Genomic DNA, 21,753 nt, shown 5'->3' on the forward strand with positions numbered 1-21,753 from the left:
TGAGTTTCTCGGCTTAAATCTCTAATAAATCTCATAAGTCTCTTGTTTTCTTGACTTTTGTTTTAGCTTATTCTACTTTTTATTATGTGTAATTTATTTTACATAAGCACTTATATAAATTAGTGCTTGGGTGCTGCTCTCTAAAATCACCGCCACCTGACCCCCAGGAGGCGTGTATTGAATTGCATTCACCACTAAGTTAAAAATCAGGCGATACAGCTGTTCTTCGTCGCCGTTGACGTGCAAAGGTTCTGGCGTGCGAATATCTATAGAAAGCGTCAAATCGGCAGCGATCGCTAGTGCTGACAATTCTTCTGCAACGTCGCTGACAAGATCGTTGAGACAGGCGGGACGATATTTAATTGACAAAGCCTGCCGATCCATACGGGAGAGTAGCAATAAATCCCGAACCAATTCAGATAGGCGGTAATTTTGCCGTTCAATGGTTTTTAGAGTATCCCGCGCCTCTAGTTCGCTGAGTTGATTCATTCTCAACGTCGATTCAACGGTTGCTTGGATTGCCGCTAAGGGCGTCCGCAACTCATGGGCGGCATCGGCTGTGAATTGTTGGATTTGCCCATAGGATTGGTAAATTGGTTGCATTGCTAGCCCTGCCAACCACCAACTGGAACCAGCAACGACAATCATTGCCACGGGCAACCCCAGTAAGAGAATAAATTTCAGGGCAGTCAGATGATCGTCCAATTCTTTGAGACTTCGCCCCACCTGAAGATATCCCCAAGGGCGATTGTCTTTGGTATGCAGCGATAGAGAAATTTGATGAAAACGGGTGCCCTGGCGATTCTGGAGGATTTGCCACAATTGGGGTGTAGAAACGCGATCGCCTTTATCTGCCGCTAGCAATCCCACTGGCTGAAGTCCTGCCAAGGCAACTGGGCGTCCCGAATTCTCTAGCAGCCGCACGTAGTAGTCGCCTTGGTGAATTGCCCCCAAAGTGTGCCGAGTCGGATTTTCTATCTGACTAACGCATTTTTCCCCAAGCAAACAAATATCCGGCAACAGTTGTTGGATAGCAGGTTCCAGGCGTCCCGGTTGCTGCAAAATCGGCTCAATACTGTCGTGAAGCGTACCGGCAACAGATTCTAATTCTCGGTCGAGGGCAACCCAATTCGCACGAGCGATCGCTTCATAAACTGCAACTCCACACAAGCTTAAAATCACTCCCATGACGCCTGCATACCAACCTGCCAGTCGCCAACGAGTTAGTTGAAAAAGTTTGTTTTCATTCACGTTAGTTGGTAATCGGGAATTGGTAATTGGGAATTAGTAATTGGTAAACTCCATTAGCTATTATCTATTTGTTAATGACTAATAACTAATAACCAATGACTAATGACTATTCAAACGATAGCCTATCCCATAGACAGTTTCGATAAAGCGATCGCACCCAAAAACCGCTAATTTACGCCGCAACAATCGCATCTGCGCGGCTACCACATTACTCATCGGTTCTGCGCTAAATTCCCAAAGCTGACTTAGCAACTGATCGCGGGTAAGAATTTGGTTAGGATGCTTCATAAAATATTCCAGCAATTGAAATTCCTTGCTAGTTAGAGGAATGATTTGTTTGTCATCCAATGTATTCTGAGACCAAACCGTATGAGTACCGTAATCTAAAGTCAGGTTTCCTACTTGTAGGTGTTGGGGATGAAGCTGAGGCGATCGCCTTTGTAATGCGCGTAATCGTGCCAACAGTTCCGCCATACCAAACGGCTTCACCAAATAGTCATCTGCACCAGCATCCAATCCAGCCACCTTATCTTCCATGCGATCTTTAGCAGTTAACATCAAAACCGGCAGAGGATTGTTTTTCCCCCGCAGTCGCTGACATAACTCAATTCCTGATAATCCTGGCAGTAACCAGTCAAAAATAGCCAGCGTATATTGCGTCCACTGGGTTTCTAAAAACTCCCATGCCTGCGTGCCATCCAGAACCCAGTCAACCACATACGCTTCTTGACTGAGAGTTCGCTTAATTGCCGCCCCTAAATCTGGCTCATCTTCAACTAGGAGAACCCGCATAATCCCCTTTTTTCTTCGATTTGCTACACATCAGCAAGGTAGCACTCTGTAGGGGCAAAGAAATTGCGCCTCTACAGCAGTATTTTAAGCACTTTGGTAGATGTAGATAAGAGTAAATATTGCTACAAGATTGGTAGCAAACCACAATTTCCCTGCTCCCACGCAGAAAAAAAAATGCAGACTAGACCAAACCAACCGATGACACCAGACGATGCATCTACATGGGTGGAAAGACTGGCACGTTTGGGCTTTGGGGCGAGAGGGGTAGTTTACGCTACGGTGGGAGTGCTGGCAGCGCAGGCAGCCTTTGGTGCAGGCGGCAGAACCACCGATACAGAGGGTGCGCTGGTGACGATTGTGACACAGCCGTTTGGGAAATTCTTGCTGGCAATCGTTGCTTTGGGTTTGGTTGGGTACGTGTTGTGGCGTTTCGTAGAAGCGATCGCCGATCCGGAAAACAAAGGCACCGATGCCAAAGGTCTTGCATCGCGCTTGGGAGCGGTTGGCAGCGGCTTAATCTATGCTGGTTTAGCCTGGAGTGCGATTAAGCTGATCATGGGTTCGGGAGGCGGCGGTAATAGTAATTCGTCCCAAGACTGGACAGCACGCTTGTTAGCGCAGCCCTTCGGTCAATTTCTAGTTGGAATTGTGGGAGCTGCTGTCATCGGCATGGGCTTCTATCAATTTTACAGAGCCTATAAAGCGAAATTCCGCAAAAAGTGGAAAGTCAACCAGATGAGCGAAAAAGAGGAGAAATGGGCGACCTTTGCGGGCAGATTTGGGATTGCTGCCCGTGGTGTCGTTTTTAGCATTACTGGTCTTTTTCTGCTCCAAGCGGCGCGGCAGTCTGATGCTAACCAAGTTCAGGGGCTAGGTGGGGCGCTAGCTGCACTGGCACAACAACCTTTTGGCCCTTGGTTGTTAGGAACTGTGGCGCTTGGTTTAATCGCTTACGGTATTTATAATTTCGTAGAAGCTCGATACCGCCATTTTGCTACCAGGTAGTCAATTTTTAATGCAGAGGTAATAGCAAAGATAGGCTTTACGGTGGTTGAATAGATAGTTAGGTATGTTCCTAACTTCAGATATTTCTAAGTCCTATGCTCAACAAGCATGATGAGTTGTTACTGAAGGATCTTAAGCTTCAACCACTTTGGCTGCTCCAGTTATATGTAGTTCTAGGAGTAGCGGCGGCAATTTCTGGATTCGTTCTTGAGAGCGGAAATCTCTCAAAAGCTGCTTGTCTTGGAGGGGGTTTCCTGATTGCTCTGGGAGCTGAAAAATTAGTAACGCACCGAATCAGAAAGGCTGCACTTTCTTTGATTAATAGAAACTAACGCTATTTTTCAAGCTTATCCTCTCACTTCTCAACCATCGGTAAAATATCTGCACTGTAAAATTCAAAATTCAAAACTTATCAAATGGTTTGACGGCAAAATCTCCCAGTGTCACCGTGAAACTTTCCCGATTACCAGTGGCGACAAAATTAATAATTACTTCACTCGCTACGGCAACAGCCAACATTACTAAATTTCGCGCTAACGGGTAGTCGCAAACGTCATCGTTTACTGGTGAAGGAACGCGGTAAATTTCGTTCCAGATAATTTCAGCATAATCGGAAGCTAAGCCAACGTGCAGACAAGGAATATTTGCCGCTGTGCAATAATCTTTGACAGCTTGACGGCTGATGCTGTTATCAAAAGTATCAATAACAACACTGCTACCACTAAGCAACTGGGCAGCATTTGCCGATGTTAATTCTTTCGGACGCCCATCAACAGCAACACCCAAAGCACGGTAGAGGGTATTGGTGAGAATTTTAGCTTTGTAAGCGCCAACATCTGAGCGGTAGTAAGGCTGAGTAGAAAGGTTGCGTTCCTCAATGCGATCGCGATCGATAACCACCAGCTTCCCAAAGCCAGAACGTGCAAGATTTTCAGTAATATTCGCCCCCAGCGCCCCCGCACCGCACACCGTCACCGGGAAGTCTTTTAGCTTCGCCATCAGTGCGGATGTTCTGTGGAGTTGTTCGTGAAAGAAGATAGACATTTTTGCTAATGGCTAATGACTAATTCAAAAGTCCCAGTTATCTCGCGCTTCGATAACGCCAACGAGGGATTGCAAGTCAAAATCGCGATCGCGTCCGCTTAGGCAAATGCCAGAACTAATCACTGTCAAATCGCGCTTGTCAATGGCAGAGATGTGACGTTCACCGCTGCGGGTTGTCCACTCGACTTGCCAAAAGTCACCGCGATCGCGCACATCTTCGAGTTCGCCACCACCCATCCCCAAGGCATCGCGCACGCGGCTTTCATCACCTGACATCGCCCGCCGATCCGGATCTTGCCGTACCTCTTGGTAGTGTCTGTATGGGCGTTGTGCTTGCTGCTGGCGTCTTGTATCCCGTCGCTGCTGGCGCAAGCGTTCTTCTTCAAGTTGTTGCTGCCTTCGGCGTTGATATTCTTCTGTCTGCTGTAACGCCAAGTCATAGACGGTACGCATCTCTGGCGTCATCCCCGCAAAGCGAAGATTTTCCGTTTCCGTCCCATTCCTCAATTGTTCTCTGAGTTGTTCCGCCACCAGCGGATCGGCACGTCGATCCAGTTCATCAAACCACCAAGCGCTGCCATCCCAACGCGCAATTATTGGCTCAAATGCTGCACCCTCAGTAACTAAATATACCGGCACTGGCTTAGCGGCACCCAAGCGCTGCTGCATATCAGATTCGTTAACAGGGTACGCAAGCCAAGTTTGTCCTTGCAACACATAAGCCAGACGCAAGCGCAACGGCTTCAGCAGTCGCAGATATTCCGCCACCTGCGGCAAGTTTGCTTCATCCACCATTTCAGCCTTTTTCTCATTTATCGGCTGAAAAATGCCCCATCCTTCAAAGTCTTGTGGCTGCGGTTTAAAGGTATAAACCATCCCCGCTACAGAAGCGCGTACTTTCCCCCCACCTACGCATGGTGCGAGAAACTGAGTATCGCGCAATTGCACTTCCTGTGCAGCAATTTGGTTAAGGAGGTTGCGAATATCTGTCATGATATTGCCTTGATTAAGATGTTTGGCTTAGTTAATTTTTTTTGTAAATAGTGATAAGGCTGACTGCGGGCAACTGTAGGTTTGATTGAGCGGCGAAAACCGATATTCCCAGGATGATGCTGAGTTTCGTTACCTCAATCCAGCCTACAAAATGGGTGTTTAAATTAACATAACACTATTGCCTTTTCCGTCTGCCGTTGTTCAGCAAAGCTTATGCCGCCAGTTAAATAGAATACATATATGTCTCTTCTTCTTTCTTTGTTTATTTGTGGTTAAATAACAACCTTGTATCTTCATTTATCTAACCTTACACAAATCGGTGAGCGAATTCATAGGTAAAATCAACTCTTCCCTTGCGTAAAACGGCTGGATCTAATCTTTCAGTTGTATTGCAAGTCATCAAAACCACTAACTTTTGCTTCGTATGAATTCCCGAATCATCAATTACGCTTTGATACAATGTTCCATCCAGTAAGCTCAAAATATGCTCCGTCTTATTATTATTTTGAGCAGCTTCAGAAGCGCGATTTTTGGCTAAATTATCCGCTTCGTTGATAATTAGACAAATTCGCTCTAAGTAACTTGGCGGCACAAAATTCTCAACCGCATCGTGATCCAGAATAAAAATCACATATCCGAGAGGCGCGAGAATTTCTTGTGCTACAGCTTGCGTCCAAGCAGTTTTCCCCGTACCCGGATCTCCGTGGACGAGAACCGCCAACTGGCTTTGGTCGAGAATTGCCTGCTGTACCGTATCGGTAAAGCTTTGAATATCGGCGGGAAACGACCGAATTGGAAATTCGCCGTGAATTTTTCCTACACGACTTTGGTAGCCACTCAGCATCACTGCAAGATTGAAAGTTGCTTTATTGATCAGTGGCGCTAGTTCCTTCGCCATTAGGGTATAGCGTCGTCGTCCCCGATCTAAATTTTCAATTTCTAGCCAAGCTTGCTGTTGAGGCCAATAGGCATAAACCGTGTTAATAATATCGAGACGTTCCCAGTTAACAAATCGATCTACCGGAAAATAAAAATATCGATCTAGATAATACTGGGTAATCATATCTGGACGACCCAATAATTCCAGAATTTTGAAAATCGTTATTTCTTGTAGCCGGTTGAGGACGTGTTCAATGGGAATGCTGTTACGACTGACAAATTGAATCACAGGCGAATCAACACTTAAAACGTCTTGGAAGCGATAATCTGGAGTTGGAGGATCTGGGGTAATATAATTCCAGAATTCATCAACTTCATATCGCGTACTTTCAGAAAATACATTTAAAATATTTGCCCACCAAGTATATTCGTTGCGACCCATTGCATCAGCAATGTCGCTTGCTAAACCCAAAGTTTTCTGGCTTAGCTCTTTGGAATCGTTAAATACTAAATGCCAAAGAAATCCCCAGTCTATCTGCCGAGTTAAGGGTCGCCAACCTGCACCTAATAAGCCTTTAGCTTGCGGGTTTTTGTTGCCTGGATTGCTTTCGTCGTTTCCGAAATATCCCGATCCCATAGTTTCAGTTCTTCTTGCTTTGTGATGGAATGATGAGAAAGTAATGCGCTTAATTTTTTTCCAAGCTGCCATTAAATTTGTTGCAAGTATTCGGCTGGAACGCAATCCACCAACCAAACCCCATTTTCAGAACAGTAAAATTCATATCCTGCTTTGTGCATCGCCGCCGCATCTACAGCAAAAACCACCGGAAGACCATGCCGTGCGCCGACAGTTTTTGCGGTGGAAATATCCTTCGATAGATGAACGTGGTGTCGCGACATTTTACACAATCCCGTACTCAAAATTGATTCGACTGTACCCTGTCCTGTACCGTGGTATAACACATCTGGAGGAACAACGGCTTCTAGCTGCAAATCAACTTCTGTACTATGTCCTTGATTCGCTCGAATTAAGGTGCCTGTTGAGTTAAAAGAAAAGCGTTTTTTGTCATTTTTAGCAACAACTTCATCAAGTTCAGCACGAGTAAGCATAAAAGAACGATCTACACACGCTTTTAGAAGTTCATCGACAGCAACCCAGCCACCAGGTGCAAGTTCAAGACCAATGGCTTCAGGAGTATGCCGAAGATGCTTGCTGAGATATTTGCTAATTTTAACTAAGCGAGAATTATTCATTAAGTCGCTCTTTTTAGCTTAACAATACCAGTCATCTTCTAAATATCGCTTGACCAATCCTGCGTGGGATAAAGGACTCGATAAATCGTCTAAATCGCAGTTTGTTTCATAATCTAATAACAATACTGTTTGGTCTGCACTTAGCTGTTTGAGTTCCGCAAGTAGGTTCTGAAGGCGGTTCTCTAGTACCCATTTATACGATGGTAAGTAGATGGCACGACGCGCTTCTACATAGGACAATAATTTGTCTCCGGTTAAGCCTGCACGATGCCCTAGAACCTTGCCGAAAGTTCGTGTCGTGCGCTTGATCCCTTTCATATTAGCGATCGCTAGTTTGCCCGGATCTACATCCGCAGACTCAAAAACTTTTAATCCTTGCCAAATTCCTTCAACGGTATAGCTGAAGTGTCCTGGGGAAAAAGGAACGGGAATTCCACCATGCGGATAAAAAGGGCTAAAGCGAACCCAAGATTCGGTACTGCGAGAAGTTACGTCGAGAATCGTTGCTGCATCATAGCGTTTATGCAAAGTATCTAGGGATGTGCGGCGACTTTTTACAAAAAGCGGCATTGAGGGCTAAATGTGTAGAGACGCGATGAATCGCCTCTTGAGTCCTGAGTGGGAAAGAAGAAAGGGAAATTGAATATTTGTATTATAAGGTACTACAGGATGGTTGTGGCAGATTCCCGATCGTTTCTATTTTCCCAATCATAGGGGCGCACAGGCGTGTGCCCCTACTGTATTACCGTGCAATGAGTTTGATATTTGGCTAATGCAACTCAGTACCGTCTTTGCCGAGGAGGTAGCGCTCGCTGCAAAAGAAGCAACGCGCAGAGAACAAAGGTTTAATAAAGAAGGAAATTAACACCGAGTTTGATGATGAACTTTGTGCTGAATACGACAGCGCTCAAATGCATGGGTATGTCAAGGGGAAGTATGTTGAACGTTACAAACAAAGCACTAACTTAGTATTGCTAGCACCCAATGTTGCTAAGGCTTTTCCAAGTGATGAAGCAGTGAATAAGGCACTATGACTTTTAATTAGATTTTCTAAAACTCATCTGGAAAATCTTGAGTAAAAAATAAATTTACCTTTGATTGAACTGAATGGCGGGCATTGCTTGCCAGGTAATTTTTGGCTCAAACTGGAAGCATCGATCTAAGTCAAGTGAAGTTAATATAAAAGCTTGGGTTGGTGGGCAATGCCATTCTACTCTGTGTAGGGATGTCGGGATTTTCGCGGGCAATGCCCACCCTACAAGAGATCGCGCTAAAAATGAAGCATTGGTACTGATGAGCTATATGACAAATCCAAATTCCCGACCATCAAATCATCCTTTAGCTACGCTAAATTATCTGTCTGAATCATTTGTTGATGATGCAACACCCTTGACTGAATTTGATTCAGGCGAGCCTCCAAAACCTCCGCGACGCAGACCTCCTACTGGAGCAGAGTTTGAGCCAACCTATCTGGGGAAAAGGATCGTCAACGTGATGGAAGAGTTGGTGCAAAAAGAGGCGCTCGCACAGTTGGCGGAAATTGAAGCCACAAGCGATTGCATCCAGAAGCTGAGAGATATTGTTGCCTATGTCTTGAATAGAGTGCCCCCTCTCTATGCCACCACAAAAGAAGGTGCCGAGTATCAGCAACAACGTGCCAGAGACGAACTCCAACAACTGATTTCCCAGCAAGTCACAGAAGCGATCGCCTACATCAATAGACCATAATTTTTACCATAACGACAAGCCAAGTCCCACTTTAAATTTAATTAGTAGGTTGGATTAAGGTAACGAAATCTAATACCCCTTCTATAGTTGGGTTGAGCTTACGCTCAACCCAACTACATTCTTTGAGCAGTTACTTATCATCCCGTACTGGTAGCGGTGTCTCCAGAATTTCCATTAGCAACTCTAGACGCGAAGGACGAGACAAAAGCAGGATAAGATTCGGCAGCGAGTAGTAGTCACCCGCAAAGCTGAAAGTATCTACTTGCACCTGTTTTTCCTGTAACCGACGCTCCAGCCAATCGTAGGTTTCTATTTTTCTAATCATAAGAGCGCACACTCGTGTGCCCCTACACCTATATACCGTGCCATAAATTTGATACTGACTAATGCAACTCAGTACCGTCCTTGCGGAGGAGGTAGCGATCGCAGTTTTGAACAGAGACAAGACGCGATCGCTCTTCTGTACCAATTTTGGCTCTAGCGATCGCGCAAAGGCTTATCCACCAAGCAATTTCTCTGTAAGATAGCTGCATCTGCTCCTAGAAGATAGATTTGTCATCCGCGATGAAATAGCTAAAAACAAGGCGGCTAAACTTATACTTGAGCTGAGACTTCTGCAATCTGCAATCCTCCATCCCAAGTCAGCGTGACTCCATTTCAAAAATAGACACTATGACACTCAGTAGAGAGCAAGCGCTAGAAACCCTACAAACATATCTGGTCGCTGGAGAACGGCTCAAAGCCACATCATTCCTGGCGGATGCCTTGATTAATAACGGATTTGTTCAAGCTGCTGCCTTGTTTAACGATGCTCAAGGGAAAGAAATTGCCCCTGATGTTTGGATGTCAGCAATAACAACAATTGAAAATACCCCCGAAGGATCTGTAATCGATAATGTTTTGTACAGTCCACATAATTGCCACTTGATGGGCGTTTATCCAAATGAAGAAGATGACGAACCAGAGTTCACATACTCAATTGGACTTTGGTATAACTTTCAACACCCAGAAATCTTATGTCTGGGGCTTCCTAATCGCGTTTCAGGGGGACTGATTAACGAGTACGCTCAGGAAATTGCCGAGGGGAATGCCCCACCTCTGGATACTCCTTTGGATGGCGTACTTGCCGACGGTTATCAGCTCCAATTTAAACTTTGTAGTAACAAGGCAAAAACAGAATACACCTGCTGGGCTTCTTGGTTTAACGGAGGTCTCCACTATCCTGTTATCCAGATGATTTGGCAAGACAAAGAATACCGCTGGCCTTGGGATGAAGGGTTCCGCCCAATTCAAGCTCAACCCTTGCTAACCTGAGTTGTAGGGTTTGCTTGGTATAGTTGTAACTGCCCGTAGTTTTTTAGAGTAATAAGGACGAATCCTCAATTCATCTAAAAACTTTTCGGAAATAATACTATCAATCGGAAAGTAGAACGCCAAATCCCCAGATTTGAAATTACCCTTGGCGGTAATAACCTGATACGCCATCCCTTCAAACGTGCAAATGTCTAATCTGTCTGCATTTGGGTGAGGATTGGCGCTATTAATTTTGACTATTTCTACTTTAAAAATGCTCATGACAAATTTATTAAAATTTGAAATAAGTCTGAATTCTTTTTCCCTTTGCTTTAACGCGAAAAATTCGTTTTAATATTGCTAAATCATCGGGATGCTCTTCGCCAGCAATTTGCCATACGGCAAGGGCTACCACTTTGTACGCTGTCTGTATTTCGCTCATGGCATCTTTTTGGGATGAATATATTTTTGGCAAGGATTTGCCACTAGCGGCAAATCTACATTTATCGTTGATATATTTCACCGATAGCGAAACCTATGCAGTCCAGCGTAGGGTGGGCAGTGCCCACCCTACTTTTTTTGTCAGGGTAAGTTTTTTAAAACCTACCCCTACTTGTCATCCCGGACTGGCAAAGGTGTCTCCAGAATTTCCATCAGCAACTCTAGACGCGAAGGACGAGATAAAAGTGGCATCAAGTTCGGCAACGAGTAGTAATCACCCGCAAAGGTGAAAGTATCTATCTGCGCCTGTTTTTCCTGTAACTTGCGCTCTAACCAATCGTAGGAATAACCTACTTTGACGATGAGGACGCTTGGCTCTACTTTGAGATCGCGCTTGTAGGCGTCGAAAGTTTCCACAAAGTAGGGAGCTTTATTTTCTCCTCCGTCCGTCACCAGGATGATTTGCTCAACCAGCTGCTTTCTTAGGCGCATCGCTTCCAACCCGCAACCGATGCTGGTGGCACCGTTTGCCTTGATGTGCTGGAATGCCCGTTCCCAGTCACTCAACTGGTTCCCAGTCGCTTTGACGGGGTAAGGCATGGTGTCGAAAGCGTAGACGAATAAATCTGCCGCCGCCATACCGGAAATTAAAGCGGCAATGCGCTTTCCGACTTCGATGGCACTCTCCATCGAGCTAGATTTATCAACTAATAAGGCAGTCGGTTTAGCAATTTTGCCACGCTTTTTTACCTGTTCGTCCATGACGCGCTCTAACCGTGCAGCGGTATCGGCGTCTAATTCTGCCGCATCTGCTGCTACACGCGCCTTGAGAGCCGCTACTCGGACATCTCCTTGCGCTTTCTCCAATTTCTCGTCGATGAGTGCTTTTACCTGGGGGTTTTCCATCGCACCGCGAGTTTGGAGTGACTTGAGGTTATTAATCACCTCTTGGGGTGTCATGGAGTTAATTAGCGCGACTAGCACGGTGGGGGTCATCTGTTTGATGGCTCCCACGGCAACTGTGTAGGGAATTTTGTGTTCTACAATTAGTTGCGCTTGTTCTAAGGGTGAAGATGCGATCGCCATCAGCTTTAGCGCAAAGGCTAAACTATCTTCTGGCGGGTTGTCCTTGAATAACACTGCATCCGCGCGATCGCTCGGTTTAATATGCAAGCTAGCATACAGGTGCTTCATCGCACTCCGTGCCCGGAGCGCTGCCCGATCGAAGAATACAGGATTTTTCTCCCGTTCCTTCAGATAGCGCCGCACCGCAGTCCGAGTAGAACGCGGCAACTTACCCCGGTGTTGCTTCAAGAAGTCTACAATCCGCGCAACTTGATATGGCGGAAACTCTTGCAAAAGCACATAACCAGCATCGCGGTGTTCCCCTAAGCTACTGCTTAGCAGACTCCCCACAAATACCTCTTTGTGGTCGCGGACATCCCCGTTGCGCTGATACCAGACTGCTAAATGTCCGTAGAAGATGGGGTCGCTTTCCACCATCGTCCTGTGAACTTCACTCACCTTCTCTAGCTCCCGGTGAGGCGTGGTTAGCAGACTATTTAACATATCTAAACGCAAGTCGCGCTCGGCTGTTTCCACAGGAATCACCTCGATATAAGTCACCCCGTACAAGTTGAGAAAGCTCTTAGTTACTTTGGAAATAAGTATGTAAGCTTTCTCGGTTTGGATACGGGGCGAACGCTTGAAGAATTGGAAATTATAAGCTCCGCGCAAGTCGGCAAAGCCGTTTCACTTTTTCTGGTACTCTACCACTGAGCTACATCTCCAATTGGAGAGAATGGGATTTGAACCCACGACAACCAGAACCCTAGGTGTGTATGCTTCACTCATCTGGGCGCGGAGCAGAAAAATATAAGTGCCGTCTGCTCTTTGAGATAAAATCCCGTCGCCTAAAAGCGTCGGTTTCGCTTCCACGGCTACTGCCAGATGGCTTCAAAATCAGATACTTCTATATACTACAAAAGTAATACAATACCGTCAAGAGACTGGAAAAAAATTTTTGCGCTTTAGAGACTGACGATAGAATACAAATTCTCTACCAAGTCAGAACACCTGTATGGGGATGGTTCATTTCTATCGCCGTCCGGTTGCGGTCGATTTATTTGCGGGTGCGGGTGGATTTTCTTTAGGGATTGAGCAGGCTGGGTTTGATGTAGCGGTGGCAGTTGAAGTTGACCCCGTTCACGCAGCCGTTCACGCCTTTAACTTTCCCCATACCGAGGTTTTGTGTGCCGATGCGAGGACGCTATCCGCTGAAGCGATTAGAAAAGCGTTACAGAGATGGGCATTGCACAAGGGTAGCAGCGGGGTTTCCCCACCCGCACCCGCTTGGAATGGTGAAATCGATTTAGCAATTGGGGGACCCCCTTGCCAAGGGTTCTCTTTAATGGGCAAGCGGCGTCTCGACGATGAGCGCAACGATTTGGTATTGCATTTCTGTCGATTAGTCATTGAACTGCAACCCCGTTACTTTCTCATGGAGAACGTACCCGGCATTGCTCAGAAAGAACACGCGATTTATCTCGAACAGCTCAAGAGCGCGTTTAAATCCGTTGAGTACCACATCACCGAACCCGTGCAGGTATTAAATGCGGCGGATTTTGGGGTGCCGCAGAATCGGAAAAGGCTATTTTTATTAGGAACTCGTGCCGGGGAGGTGCCTTTGTCTTATCCTGTTGTCGCAGGTTTTGTCGCAGGTAAAGGCGTTAAGACAACCTTCCCCGATACTTCATTCTCCGATACTTTATTCCCCGATATTTCCTTGCCAAAGACTTCCTTGCCAAAGAAAAGAGGCAAAAAGAAGAATCCTTTGAGCCTGCACTCTTTATCCTTTCGAGTGACCGTGAAGGATGCGATCGCCGATCTCCCCAACCTAGATGATTTTCCCGAACTCCTGACAACTGATGAAGTCTTGCTACAGCAGCGACAACTAGAGCAGATGGAGACATTAGCCAGCATCTATGCACAGCACTTAATGGGGATTGCACCCGAACCGAATAATTTCGCCTATCCTCGGCTAGTCAATCCTCATCTGTTGACTAGCTCTCTGCGAACCCAACACACGGTAGCTTCGATTGAACGGTTCGAGAAAACAGTGCCCGGACAGCTAGAATCGGTGAGTCGCTTTCGACGGTTGAATTGGGATACGCTGTCTCATACCTTACGCGCCGGTACGGGTTCTGGAGGCGGTCGCTACACCTCTCCCCGTCCGATTCATCCAACTTATCCCAGAGTGATTTCAGTCCGCGAGGCGGCGCGACTGCACTCTTTTCCGGACTGGTTCCGCTTCCACACAACAAAATGGCACGGGTTTCGACAAATTGGAAACGCCGTGCCGCCAAAACTGGCAAGAGCCGTCGGGTATCAAGTTATTGCTGCCTTAGGGATCAGACCACCCATGCCACAACAGCCGATAAATTTGGGTGATATCGAGCTAGTGAGGTTTAACCCGTGGGACGCGGCTCACTATTGGATAAGCGTCAATCGTCATGGTTGATTGCAACCCACTACTGAGAACTGACGACTGACAAACCGCTAAATCTACTTTTGTACCTGACTCTTGGTTGCAGAGACAGGATTGTATCCCGGTGCTCCTGGAGGATTTTGGGATTCAGCAGCCCCTTCTGTAGGACCTGCGATCGCTTTCCATGCAGGAAAACCGCCTTTGAGTTCAGCCACGGACTGGAATCCAGCCGAGCGAAGTTCGGAAGCTGCGCGAGAGGTTTCGGTGTCGCTGTCGCCATAGACGTAGATATCGCGGGCGGGACGAAGGCTAGTTTTCGCACGCTCTACTAATTCATCCATCGGCATGGACATGGCTCCCATGATGTGGCCTTCGTTGAAGGCACCGCGCTCGCGCACATCGAGAATTGTTAAAGCTGGCTCGCCCCATTCCAGACGGGATTTCAGGTCATTCACGCTGGACTGCGTTTTCATTCCCGGTGGGGTGGGAGTAATATCTGGAAGGGCTTCTTTTGCCTTAGAAATGGTGTCTTGAACCTTGGCACTAGCGCTTTCAACGCCACTTACGGCTTTGTCTTTAGCGCCTTCAATGTTGTTTTGAATGTCACTCATAAAAAAACTCTAAGTAATTGATCTCTTCAATGGAAATTTAATCAAAATTTGATATTTAACTTCTCTTTCTGGAGAAAGAACATTTAAATAATCCTTCTTTAGGCAGAGTAAAGTGTTAGAATTCCTATCCCAATTGACAAATATTTTCGGCAAAATTGCGGCAAATAAACAGCAACTCTCGCCTAAACTAAACTGGATCTCATGGTGTCTAGTATTCAAACTCTACCGGCAGAGGTAGTAAATTTAATCGCCGCTGGAGAAGTCATTGACTCTTTGGCTGCTGTAGTGCGGGAATTAGCGGAAAACGCCCTTGACGCCGGTGCAACCCGCATCAGCATCTCCCTATCGCCGGAACAGTGGCGGGTGCGAGTCGCAGATAATGGCTGCGGAATGGACTTGGTAGACCTGAAAGAAGCTGCAACTGCCCACAGCACTAGCAAAATCCGCGACTTAGAAGACTTGTGGAAAATTAGCAGTCTGGGATTTCGGGGAGAGGCGTTGCACAGTTTGGCAGCGTTAGCAGAGTTGGAGATTTTTAGTCGTTCTGCGGGAAGTTGTGAAGGTTGGAGAGTGGTTTATAACTCAGTCGGGGAATTCGTGCAGGTGGAAACTGTAGCGATCGCGCCCGGTACTGTTGTCACCGTCTCTAATCTGTTTGGCAATTGGTTGGCGCGGCGTCAGGGAATGCCTTCCGTCGCCCAACAACTCAGATCAGTGCAAGCCACGATTCAGCAAATCGCCCTTTGTCATCCTCATGTCACCTGGCAGGTTCAGCAAAATGACCGCCAATGGTTCACCATTAGTCCTGGGAAAACCGCACAACAGATTTTGCCTCAAATTCTCCGGGAAATCCGACCGAGTGATTTGCAGCATCTGACGGTGGAAGTGCCAACCGTTCCAGAAAAAGCAGGAACCGACGCGCCGGGGAGTCGGGGAGAATCCAATTCCCGTCAAAACTCAACCCTGACAGTGGTACTCGGCTTGCCAGATAGATGCCATCGCCGCCGTCCCGATTGGGTACGGGTGGCGATGAATGGAAGGCACGTAAAGTCGCCGGAACTGGAGCAAACGATCCTGGGGGCTTTAATGCGAACGCTACCGCGCGATCGCTACCCGATTTGTTTTCTCCATCTTTTCATTTGTGCCAGTCAAATAGACTGGAACCGCCATCCTGCCAAAGCAGAAATTTACTTGAACCAGCTCAATTACTGGCAAGAGCAGGTGACAGCAGCCATTGAGCAAGCTTTGCGTCTAAATGTGGGGACGATTCTGGAAAAAACTCCAGAGCGAGTCAGCCGCCTCATCAAAGCAGCGGAAGCGAAAAGTGCCTACAGCGTCAATCGTTCCCTGCAATCGCACCCAACCGATAGTCAGGCAAAGAAAACGGATGAGATCGGATTGATGGAACTCCGAGCCGTTGCCCAGGTTCACAACACCTACATTGTGGCAGAGCATCCGGCTGGGGTGTGGTTGGTGGAGCAGCACATAGCCCATGAACGGGTTTTATACGAGCAGTTGTGCCAAGCTTGGCAACTCGTCCCCCTAGAACCCCCCGTCATCTTGAATCATCTCTCTCCCGCCCAGATCCAGCAACTCGAACAGATCAACTTAGATATAGAACCTTTTGGAGAGCAACTGTGGGCGATTCGCACGGCACCCGCACCCTTACAAGAGCGAGAAGATCGTGCCGACGCCTTAGTGGAACTCAGCTTAGGTGGAGATTTGCAAACCGCTCAAGTAGCGATCGCCTGCCGCACCGCCATCCGCAACGGGACTCCTCTCGGCTTGCCCCAGATGCAAACTCTCTTAGAGCAATGGCAGCGAACTCGTCATCCTCGCACTTGTCCCCACGGTCGTCCAATTTATTTGTCCCTAGAAGAATCAGCGCTTTCGCGTTTCTTCCGCCGTCATTGGGTAATTGGCAAAAGTCATGGGATTTAGAAATAATTCAGTAAGGACACGGCAATGCCGTGTCCTTACTGAATTATCAAGAATCAGCAGTAACCTTTTGTTTCTTTTTCCTCCCTTCTCTCTTGATATTGTGTTCGTACCAATTCATCAAAGGAGTAGCACTAATCCCATGCAAAAATACAGAAATCACGATGACGATGTAAGTAATCCAGGCAATTTGTTCGCCCAAAGTATCTTTTAAACCTTCGCCAAAAGCATAGGAAAGATAATATAAAGAACCAACGCCACGAATACCAAACCAGCCAAACAAAAAGCGGGTTTCAGAGGGGTAGCGACGACCGAGAAAGCTAATCCAAACTCCCAGAGGTCGAATCAAAAAAATCAACAAGACTGCTACCAAGAGACCCTGACCACCAAACTGGCGAATCGGCTCATACCGCAATAGCGTTCCTAAGATCAAAATTGTTGCAACTTCCAGTAATTTCTCAACTTGTTCGGTGAATTCAAATTGCGAAATTTTCTTTTCGGGATCGTGGTAACTCCGCTGAACGACGACTCCAGCCACAAAAACTGCCAAAAAGCCGTAGCCATTAACAATTTCTGTCAAAGCATAGGTAATTAAAATCGTACTGAGAGCAACAAAATCCTCCATCAACTCATCGACCTGGCGGAAACGTTGCAGTTGCTGGTCAACCAAAACAACCATTTTTGCCGCGATAATTCCCATGACAATGCCAGCTGCGATCGCCCAAAGTAAATCAACCGCTACCCATTGTTTAAACCAGTTGTCCCAGTTGCTATCTTTTAAGGAGTGAATCCCGAAATAAACAAACGGAAAAGCGAGCGCATCGTTTAAACCCCCTTCCGAAGTTAAACCAAAGCGCAGCTCATCTTTATCTTTTAGATCTCCCATCTGAACTTCTGAAGCCAAGACTGGATCGGTTGGCGCGAGAATTGCACCGAGTAAAATCGCTGGTCCCCAATCCATTTTTAAAAACCAATGACCAACCGCAGCGATCGCAAAAATTGAAATCGGCATCAGAAATCCAATCAACCGCACTGTTGTGTTCCACGACCTTAATCTGAGTGGGCGATTCATCTTTAGACCGCAGTTAAAGACGGAGACAATCACCACAAATTCCGTTAGTCGTTCCAGAAATTCGGCGTCTGGTCGTATCTGAATTAACTTAAGCCCGTATTGCCCTAATCCGATACCCACGAGCAGGTAAATGATGGCATAGGAGAGGGGTAATCGTTTAATCCAGCCCGATCCCAAAGTAACCATCAGCAGGAGTAGACCAATCACCAACAGGTCAAGAATATAGATAGATACAGGAGGGAATAGGACTTGGAGCATACATTTAGCGATCGCATAGTTGAAAACAGTACCCTCTGAACTCTACTGACTTGCCGAAGACCCCAAATCATCACCGGGCTAGATTTTAGACAAAATGCGATCGATCCACTTTTACGACTGAAGGCTGAGGATCGCACTCCTGAAAAGCCTCTAAACCCTGACGCCAAATTATCTTGTAGTGGAAGGTTTTCTAGTGGAAGGTTTTCGCTCCAGATTACAGCGATCGCATCGCTGCCTCTGCTAGCTTAGTTTTGCGATCGATAAAAGGAAAAAATAAAAGGAAAAACGCTATGACACTGCCTGATGGGCCGCAGACGCCGCAATTCCTGCAACTACTCCAATGGATTTCCCAGCCCGTGCAGTACCTAGAAACGTCTGTTAAAGCTTATGGTGACTGCTTCACAGCCCGCTGGGGTGGCTTTCCCCCGTATGTACTCATTAGCAATCCGCAAGGAATTCAGGAGCTGTTAACGGCAGATCCCAGACAATTTAACAGCGGTAGTGGGAATAAGATTTTACAACCTTTGCTGGGCGACCAATCTCTGATATTACTAGATGGCGATCGCCACCAGCGCCAGCGACAGCTATTGACTCCCCCCTTTCACGGGGAACGAATGCGAGCTTACGGCAAGTTGATTTGTGACATTACCGAGGAAGTCATGAATCGGCTAACGATTGGCAAACCCTTCCTAATTCGTGCCACCGCGCAAGAGATTTCTCTGGAAACCATCTTAGGCGCTGTCTTTGGCATCAATGAGGGTCAGCGTTTCCAGGAACTCAAGGGACTCCTTACTTCGATGCTGGATGCTGTGAGTTCTCCCCTCTCATCCGCCGTCCTCTTTTTTCCATCACTCCAACGAGATTTGGGTTCTTGGAGTCCTTGGGGAAAATTTCTTCGCCAACGGCAGCAAGTTGACCGACTCATTTACGATGAGATTCAGCAACGCCGGGAGCAATTCGATCCAGATCGCACAGATATTCTCACGCTGCTGATGTCTGCGCGGGATACTGATGGGCAACCAATGACGGATGAAGAATTGCGCGATGAGTTAATGACCCTCCTGTTGGCGGGTCACGAAACCACGGCTTCAGCGATCGCTTGGGCATTGTATTGGATACACCGTCAACCAGAGGTACATGACAAGCTTCTCCAGGAACTGAATAGTGTTGGGGATGTTTCAGATGTCAGCGCCATTTCTAAACTTCCCTACCTCAACGCTGTTTGCTCGGAGACACTGCGAATTTATCCAGTGGCGATATTTACTTTTGGTCGAATTACGCGATCGCCAGTGCAACTGATGGGCTATCAATTTGATGCCGGTACACCGCTTGCTGCCTGTATTTATCTGGTTCATCACCGTGAGGATATTTACCCCCAAGCAAATTCTTTCAAGCCTGAGCGCTTTTTGGAACGGCAATTTTCTCCCTATGAATATTTGCCCTTTGGTGGCAGCAATCGTCGTTGTATCGGGATGGCATTTGCCTTGTTTGAAATGAAGCTGGTACTGGCGAAGATGCTTTCGCGTTATCAACTAGCTCTCACCGATCAACGTCCGGTTAAACCTGTCCGTCGTGGCGTTACCTTAGCACCCCCGGCAACGATGCAGATGCTTATCACCAGTCAGCGTCCCCAGAATACTCAAATACATCAGCCCCTTTCTACGTCTGCATAAATAACTGTTCGCTCAATTGTCATTCAGTTTGAGCTTTAGCCAGTCCAATCAGGATTTACAAGAAACGCTTGGAAAACTAACAGGTACGGCTGAAGATATGCAAAAGACTCTATACACTGCAAAAATGGCTTGTGAAAATCCCTAGTAAATTTGCACAGTTCTAACTCTTATTGATTCCTTCTGTCTTCAGTCCTATCTTCTAATGAAAAGGTCATGGGCTTAAAATATGCAAGTCTTGGTACCAAATCTTCTTTCCCATGTCCTCTTGCAATTCACAGCAGCGGCGGGAAAACCCCGCCTCTACAGGATTCAGCAATTTTTAAAGTCAGGACATCCAGAGGCGATCGCTACCAAGATAGCGATCGCCTCTGGTTTAAGATTGAGAAAAACAACGATTTTGTAAATATGGTGAAGTAAATGCTCAATTTCTATGTATTTTTAGCTAAAGGCTGGTTAAAATCTGGAACTTTTAAGTGTTTTCTTCATTCTCAGATTTGTTGAAGCATAGTATCTTTAGTTAAGAACTAATCAGGGCAAAATAATGATAATACTTAACATTATTCTAATTTGTGCAGGTTTAGGGATTAGTAGTTGGTTACTTTTAAGTTATGGAAATGAGTTAGTTAAAGCGATAAATGTCTTGTTTTCAGGATTAGAATCTATATTTATGGTGATTATCGTTATTGTTTTTAAAACTGTAAAATCCCTAATAATTGGAGGAATTATTGCTCTAGTCTGTGCTGGAATATTTAAAATAGCGGGTGCCCAGATAAGCCTTTTAAAAGCCGCTGCGATTGCAGTAGGAATTATATCTTTCGCTTTTCTCATGCTTAAAACCTTCGTAGAAGAGTGGAGTAACTTTTACTGGAGTATCCGCAATGTGATTCGCAACAAATATCGCTAACGGTGAAAACATCTAGTTTCTAAACAGAGCAAACTAAGCTAAGATTTTGAAGATTGTCATCTTCCAGTTTTTCTTATGAGAATTGCCCAAATTGCACCGCTGTGGGAACGAGTGCCACCTTTTCGCTACGGCGGGATTGAACTCATTGTCAGTTTACTAACTGATGAATTAGTTCGGCGCGGTCATCAGGTAACATTATTCGCCTCTGGAGACTCGATTACAAAAGCTCAGATGAAGTCAGTGCATAACCAGGCGCTGCGCTTAGATTCAAAGATTAAAGAGCCTGGAGTTTATGAGCTAATGATGCTCTCTCAGGTCTATCAACAGGCGCATCACTTTGATATTATTCACTCCCACGTCGGCTATGCAGCTCTGCCCTATACGCCTTTTGTGAAGACGCCGACCGTACACACCACACACGGCATTTTCACGCCAGATAATGAGAAAATATTCCGGCAATTTGCATGGGAGCCTTATATCAGTATCAGTGAAGCTCAGAGAGAACCCCGACTCGGTTTAAATTACATCCATACGGTCTACAACGGCATCGACCCAGCAGTATATCCCTTTCAGGAAAAACCAATTGAACCGCCCTATCTAGCCTTTGTGGGGCGTATTTCCCCAGAAAAAGGTCCGGAAGGAGCAATAAAAGTTGCTCGTGCCAGCGGCTATCCTTTAAAAATGGCAGGTAAGGTTGACCCAGTAGACAAAGTTTATTTTCATGAACAGATAAAACCGCTGATTGATGGCGAACAAATCCAATATCTCGGTGAAGTTTCTCACGAAGAAAAGGCGCAGTTACTAGGAGGTGCCACCGTGACGCTATTCCCGATTACCTGGCGGGAACCATTTGGCTTGGTAATGATTGAATCGATGGCAACGGGGACGCCGGTGATTGGAATGGCGATGGGTTCGGTGCCAGAAGTCATCGCGCATAGCAAGAGTGGATTTGTTTGTCACTCTCTGCAAGAAATGATTGACGCAATTCCACAAGCGATGACCTTAAACCGCCAGACGTGCCGAGACTACGTTTTGAATCGCTTTAGCGTCAAGACGATGGTGGATGAGTATGAACGAGCTTATCAAATGACGCTAATGGGGAATCCGGAAGGAGTAAAACACTAGCAAAT

The 21,753-nt window shown here is 46.4% G+C and carries 24 protein-coding genes; 9 read left to right on the forward strand and 15 right to left on the reverse strand.

All coding sequences use genetic code 11. The features are described from left to right. Positions 1 to 93 precede the first annotated feature (93 nt). Together rppB and rppA are read right to left on the reverse strand one after the other, a co-directional pair. Positions 94 to 1,251 carry a two-component system sensor histidine kinase RppB gene (gene rppB, locus NC997_RS22310; protein WP_190523987.1) on the reverse strand — a complete coding sequence of 386 codons (1,158 nt, stop codon included), beginning with the start codon at positions 1,249 to 1,251 and terminating at the stop codon, positions 94 to 96. A 99-nt stretch (positions 1,252 to 1,350) separates the two neighbouring features. Further along, entirely contained in the window at positions 1,351 to 2,043 is a 693-nt protein-coding gene (rppA, locus tag NC997_RS22315; RefSeq protein ID WP_190523990.1) for a two-component system response regulator RppA, read from the reverse strand. Positions 2,044 to 2,217: 174 nt separating this feature from the next. Here rppA and NC997_RS22320 point away from each other — a divergent pair, with 174 nt between their 5' ends. Further along, complete coding sequence (locus NC997_RS22320) at positions 2,218 to 3,048, forward strand: DUF1206 domain-containing protein (protein WP_242031217.1); 831 nt, start codon at positions 2,218 to 2,220, stop codon at positions 3,046 to 3,048. A gap of 402 nt (positions 3,049 to 3,450) precedes the next feature. Here the strand turns inward: NC997_RS22320 and NC997_RS22325 are convergent, their stop codons facing one another. The 5 genes from NC997_RS22325 to NC997_RS22345 all read right to left on the reverse strand — a co-directional run bounded on the left by NC997_RS22325 (position 3,451) and on the right by NC997_RS22345 (position 7,788). Then, positions 3,451 to 4,092, reverse strand: coding sequence for a ThiF family adenylyltransferase (locus NC997_RS22325; protein ID WP_190523993.1), 642 nt, complete (start codon positions 4,090 to 4,092; stop codon positions 3,451 to 3,453). 24 nt (positions 4,093 to 4,116) lie between these two features. Continuing rightward, positions 4,117 to 5,085, reverse strand: a complete 969-nt coding sequence (locus tag NC997_RS22330) for a hypothetical protein (RefSeq protein WP_190523995.1) — start codon at positions 5,083 to 5,085, stop codon at positions 4,117 to 4,119. Between the two features lie 307 nt (positions 5,086 to 5,392). Continuing rightward, positions 5,393 to 6,601 (reverse strand): AAA family ATPase, encoded by a 1,209-nt coding sequence (locus NC997_RS22335; protein WP_190432469.1) that lies wholly within the window; start codon positions 6,599 to 6,601, stop codon positions 5,393 to 5,395. A 71-nt stretch (positions 6,602 to 6,672) separates the two neighbouring features. Next, the gene (locus tag NC997_RS22340; RefSeq protein ID WP_190523998.1) at positions 6,673 to 7,218 is read right to left on the reverse strand and encodes an RNA 2'-phosphotransferase; all 546 of its coding nucleotides are present in this window, start codon (positions 7,216 to 7,218) and stop codon (positions 6,673 to 6,675) included. Positions 7,219 to 7,236: 18 nt separating this feature from the next. Beyond that, positions 7,237 to 7,788 (reverse strand): hypothetical protein, encoded by a 552-nt coding sequence (locus NC997_RS22345; protein WP_190524001.1) that lies wholly within the window; start codon positions 7,786 to 7,788, stop codon positions 7,237 to 7,239. A gap of 732 nt (positions 7,789 to 8,520) precedes the next feature. On the opposite strand from NC997_RS22345, the gene NC997_RS22350 reads away from it, so the two are divergent. After that, positions 8,521 to 8,946, forward strand: coding sequence for a late competence development ComFB family protein (locus tag NC997_RS22350; RefSeq protein ID WP_190429778.1), 426 nt, complete (start codon positions 8,521 to 8,523; stop codon positions 8,944 to 8,946). Positions 8,947 to 9,076: 130 nt separating this feature from the next. On the opposite strand, the gene NC997_RS22355 is transcribed toward NC997_RS22350, so the two are convergent. Both NC997_RS22355 and NC997_RS22360 read right to left on the reverse strand, forming a co-directional pair. Beyond that, complete coding sequence (locus NC997_RS22355; RefSeq protein ID WP_190429779.1) at positions 9,077 to 9,271, reverse strand: hypothetical protein; 195 nt, start codon at positions 9,269 to 9,271, stop codon at positions 9,077 to 9,079. Between the two features lie 58 nt (positions 9,272 to 9,329). Then, positions 9,330 to 9,479, reverse strand: a complete 150-nt coding sequence (locus tag NC997_RS22360) for a hypothetical protein (RefSeq protein WP_190524004.1) — start codon at positions 9,477 to 9,479, stop codon at positions 9,330 to 9,332. 139 nt (positions 9,480 to 9,618) lie between these two features. Between NC997_RS22360 and NC997_RS22365 the strand changes: the two genes are divergently transcribed. Then, on the forward strand, positions 9,619 to 10,260 hold the full coding sequence (locus NC997_RS22365; protein ID WP_190524007.1) for a DUF4262 domain-containing protein: 642 nt from the start codon (positions 9,619 to 9,621) through the stop codon (positions 10,258 to 10,260). Here the strand turns inward: NC997_RS22365 and NC997_RS22370 are convergent. From NC997_RS22370 to NC997_RS22385, 4 genes are all read right to left on the reverse strand, one after another. Continuing rightward, on the reverse strand, positions 10,252 to 10,521 hold the full coding sequence (locus tag NC997_RS22370; protein ID WP_199305997.1) for a hypothetical protein: 270 nt from the start codon (positions 10,519 to 10,521) through the stop codon (positions 10,252 to 10,254). The genes NC997_RS22365 and NC997_RS22370 overlap by 9 nt on opposite strands. A 10-nt stretch (positions 10,522 to 10,531) precedes the next feature. After that, the gene (locus NC997_RS22375) at positions 10,532 to 10,762 is read right to left on the reverse strand and encodes a hypothetical protein (RefSeq protein WP_190429772.1); all 231 of its coding nucleotides are present in this window, start codon (positions 10,760 to 10,762) and stop codon (positions 10,532 to 10,534) included. 86 nt (positions 10,763 to 10,848) lie between these two features. Then, positions 10,849 to 12,282, reverse strand: coding sequence for a hypothetical protein (locus NC997_RS22380; RefSeq protein ID WP_190524150.1), 1,434 nt, complete (start codon positions 12,280 to 12,282; stop codon positions 10,849 to 10,851). A gap of 150 nt (positions 12,283 to 12,432) precedes the next feature. Then, positions 12,433 to 12,618 carry a hypothetical protein gene (locus NC997_RS22385; protein ID WP_190524010.1) on the reverse strand — a complete coding sequence of 62 codons (186 nt, stop codon included), beginning with the start codon at positions 12,616 to 12,618 and terminating at the stop codon, positions 12,433 to 12,435. 148 nt (positions 12,619 to 12,766) lie between these two features. Here NC997_RS22385 and NC997_RS22390 point away from each other — a divergent pair, with 148 nt between their 5' ends. Next, positions 12,767 to 14,200 carry a DNA cytosine methyltransferase gene (locus NC997_RS22390; protein WP_190524015.1) on the forward strand — a complete coding sequence of 478 codons (1,434 nt, stop codon included), beginning with the start codon at positions 12,767 to 12,769 and terminating at the stop codon, positions 14,198 to 14,200. Positions 14,201 to 14,244: 44 nt separating this feature from the next. Here NC997_RS22390 and NC997_RS22395 read toward each other — a convergent pair whose 3' ends face one another. Next, entirely contained in the window at positions 14,245 to 14,778 is a 534-nt protein-coding gene (locus NC997_RS22395; protein WP_190411620.1) for a rhodanese-like domain-containing protein, read from the reverse strand. 201 nt (positions 14,779 to 14,979) lie between these two features. Here NC997_RS22395 and mutL point away from each other — a divergent pair, with 201 nt between their 5' ends. After that, the gene (gene mutL, locus NC997_RS22400) at positions 14,980 to 16,719 is read left to right on the forward strand and encodes a DNA mismatch repair endonuclease MutL (protein WP_190524017.1); all 1,740 of its coding nucleotides are present in this window, start codon (positions 14,980 to 14,982) and stop codon (positions 16,717 to 16,719) included. Positions 16,720 to 16,765: 46 nt separating this feature from the next. Here mutL and NC997_RS22405 read toward each other — a convergent pair whose 3' ends face one another. Continuing rightward, positions 16,766 to 18,046 (reverse strand): sodium:proton antiporter, encoded by a 1,281-nt coding sequence (locus NC997_RS22405; protein WP_190427775.1) that lies wholly within the window; start codon positions 18,044 to 18,046, stop codon positions 16,766 to 16,768. Positions 18,047 to 18,336: 290 nt separating this feature from the next. Between NC997_RS22405 and NC997_RS22410 the strand changes: the two genes are divergently transcribed. The 4 genes from NC997_RS22410 to NC997_RS22425 all read left to right on the forward strand — a co-directional run bounded on the left by NC997_RS22410 (position 18,337) and on the right by NC997_RS22425 (position 21,748). Continuing rightward, positions 18,337 to 19,719, forward strand: a complete 1,383-nt coding sequence (locus tag NC997_RS22410) for a cytochrome P450 (protein ID WP_190524020.1) — start codon at positions 18,337 to 18,339, stop codon at positions 19,717 to 19,719. A 226-nt stretch (positions 19,720 to 19,945) separates the two neighbouring features. Continuing rightward, a complete protein-coding gene (locus tag NC997_RS22415; RefSeq protein ID WP_190524023.1) occupies positions 19,946 to 20,122 on the forward strand; it encodes a hypothetical protein in 177 nt (58 codons plus the stop codon). Positions 20,123 to 20,260: 138 nt separating this feature from the next. Next, positions 20,261 to 20,623, forward strand: a complete 363-nt coding sequence (locus tag NC997_RS22420) for a hypothetical protein (protein ID WP_190524026.1) — start codon at positions 20,261 to 20,263, stop codon at positions 20,621 to 20,623. Between the two features lie 75 nt (positions 20,624 to 20,698). Continuing rightward, positions 20,699 to 21,748, forward strand: a complete 1,050-nt coding sequence (locus tag NC997_RS22425; RefSeq protein WP_190524028.1) for a glycosyltransferase family 4 protein — start codon at positions 20,699 to 20,701, stop codon at positions 21,746 to 21,748. Positions 21,749 to 21,753: the final 5 nt, after the last annotated feature.

Origin of the sequence: Trichocoleus sp. DQ-A2, assembly GCF_039961915.1 — a bacterium.
In the GTDB taxonomy this organism is placed as follows: Bacteria; Cyanobacteriota; Cyanobacteriia; order Cyanobacteriales; family FACHB-T130; genus FACHB-T130.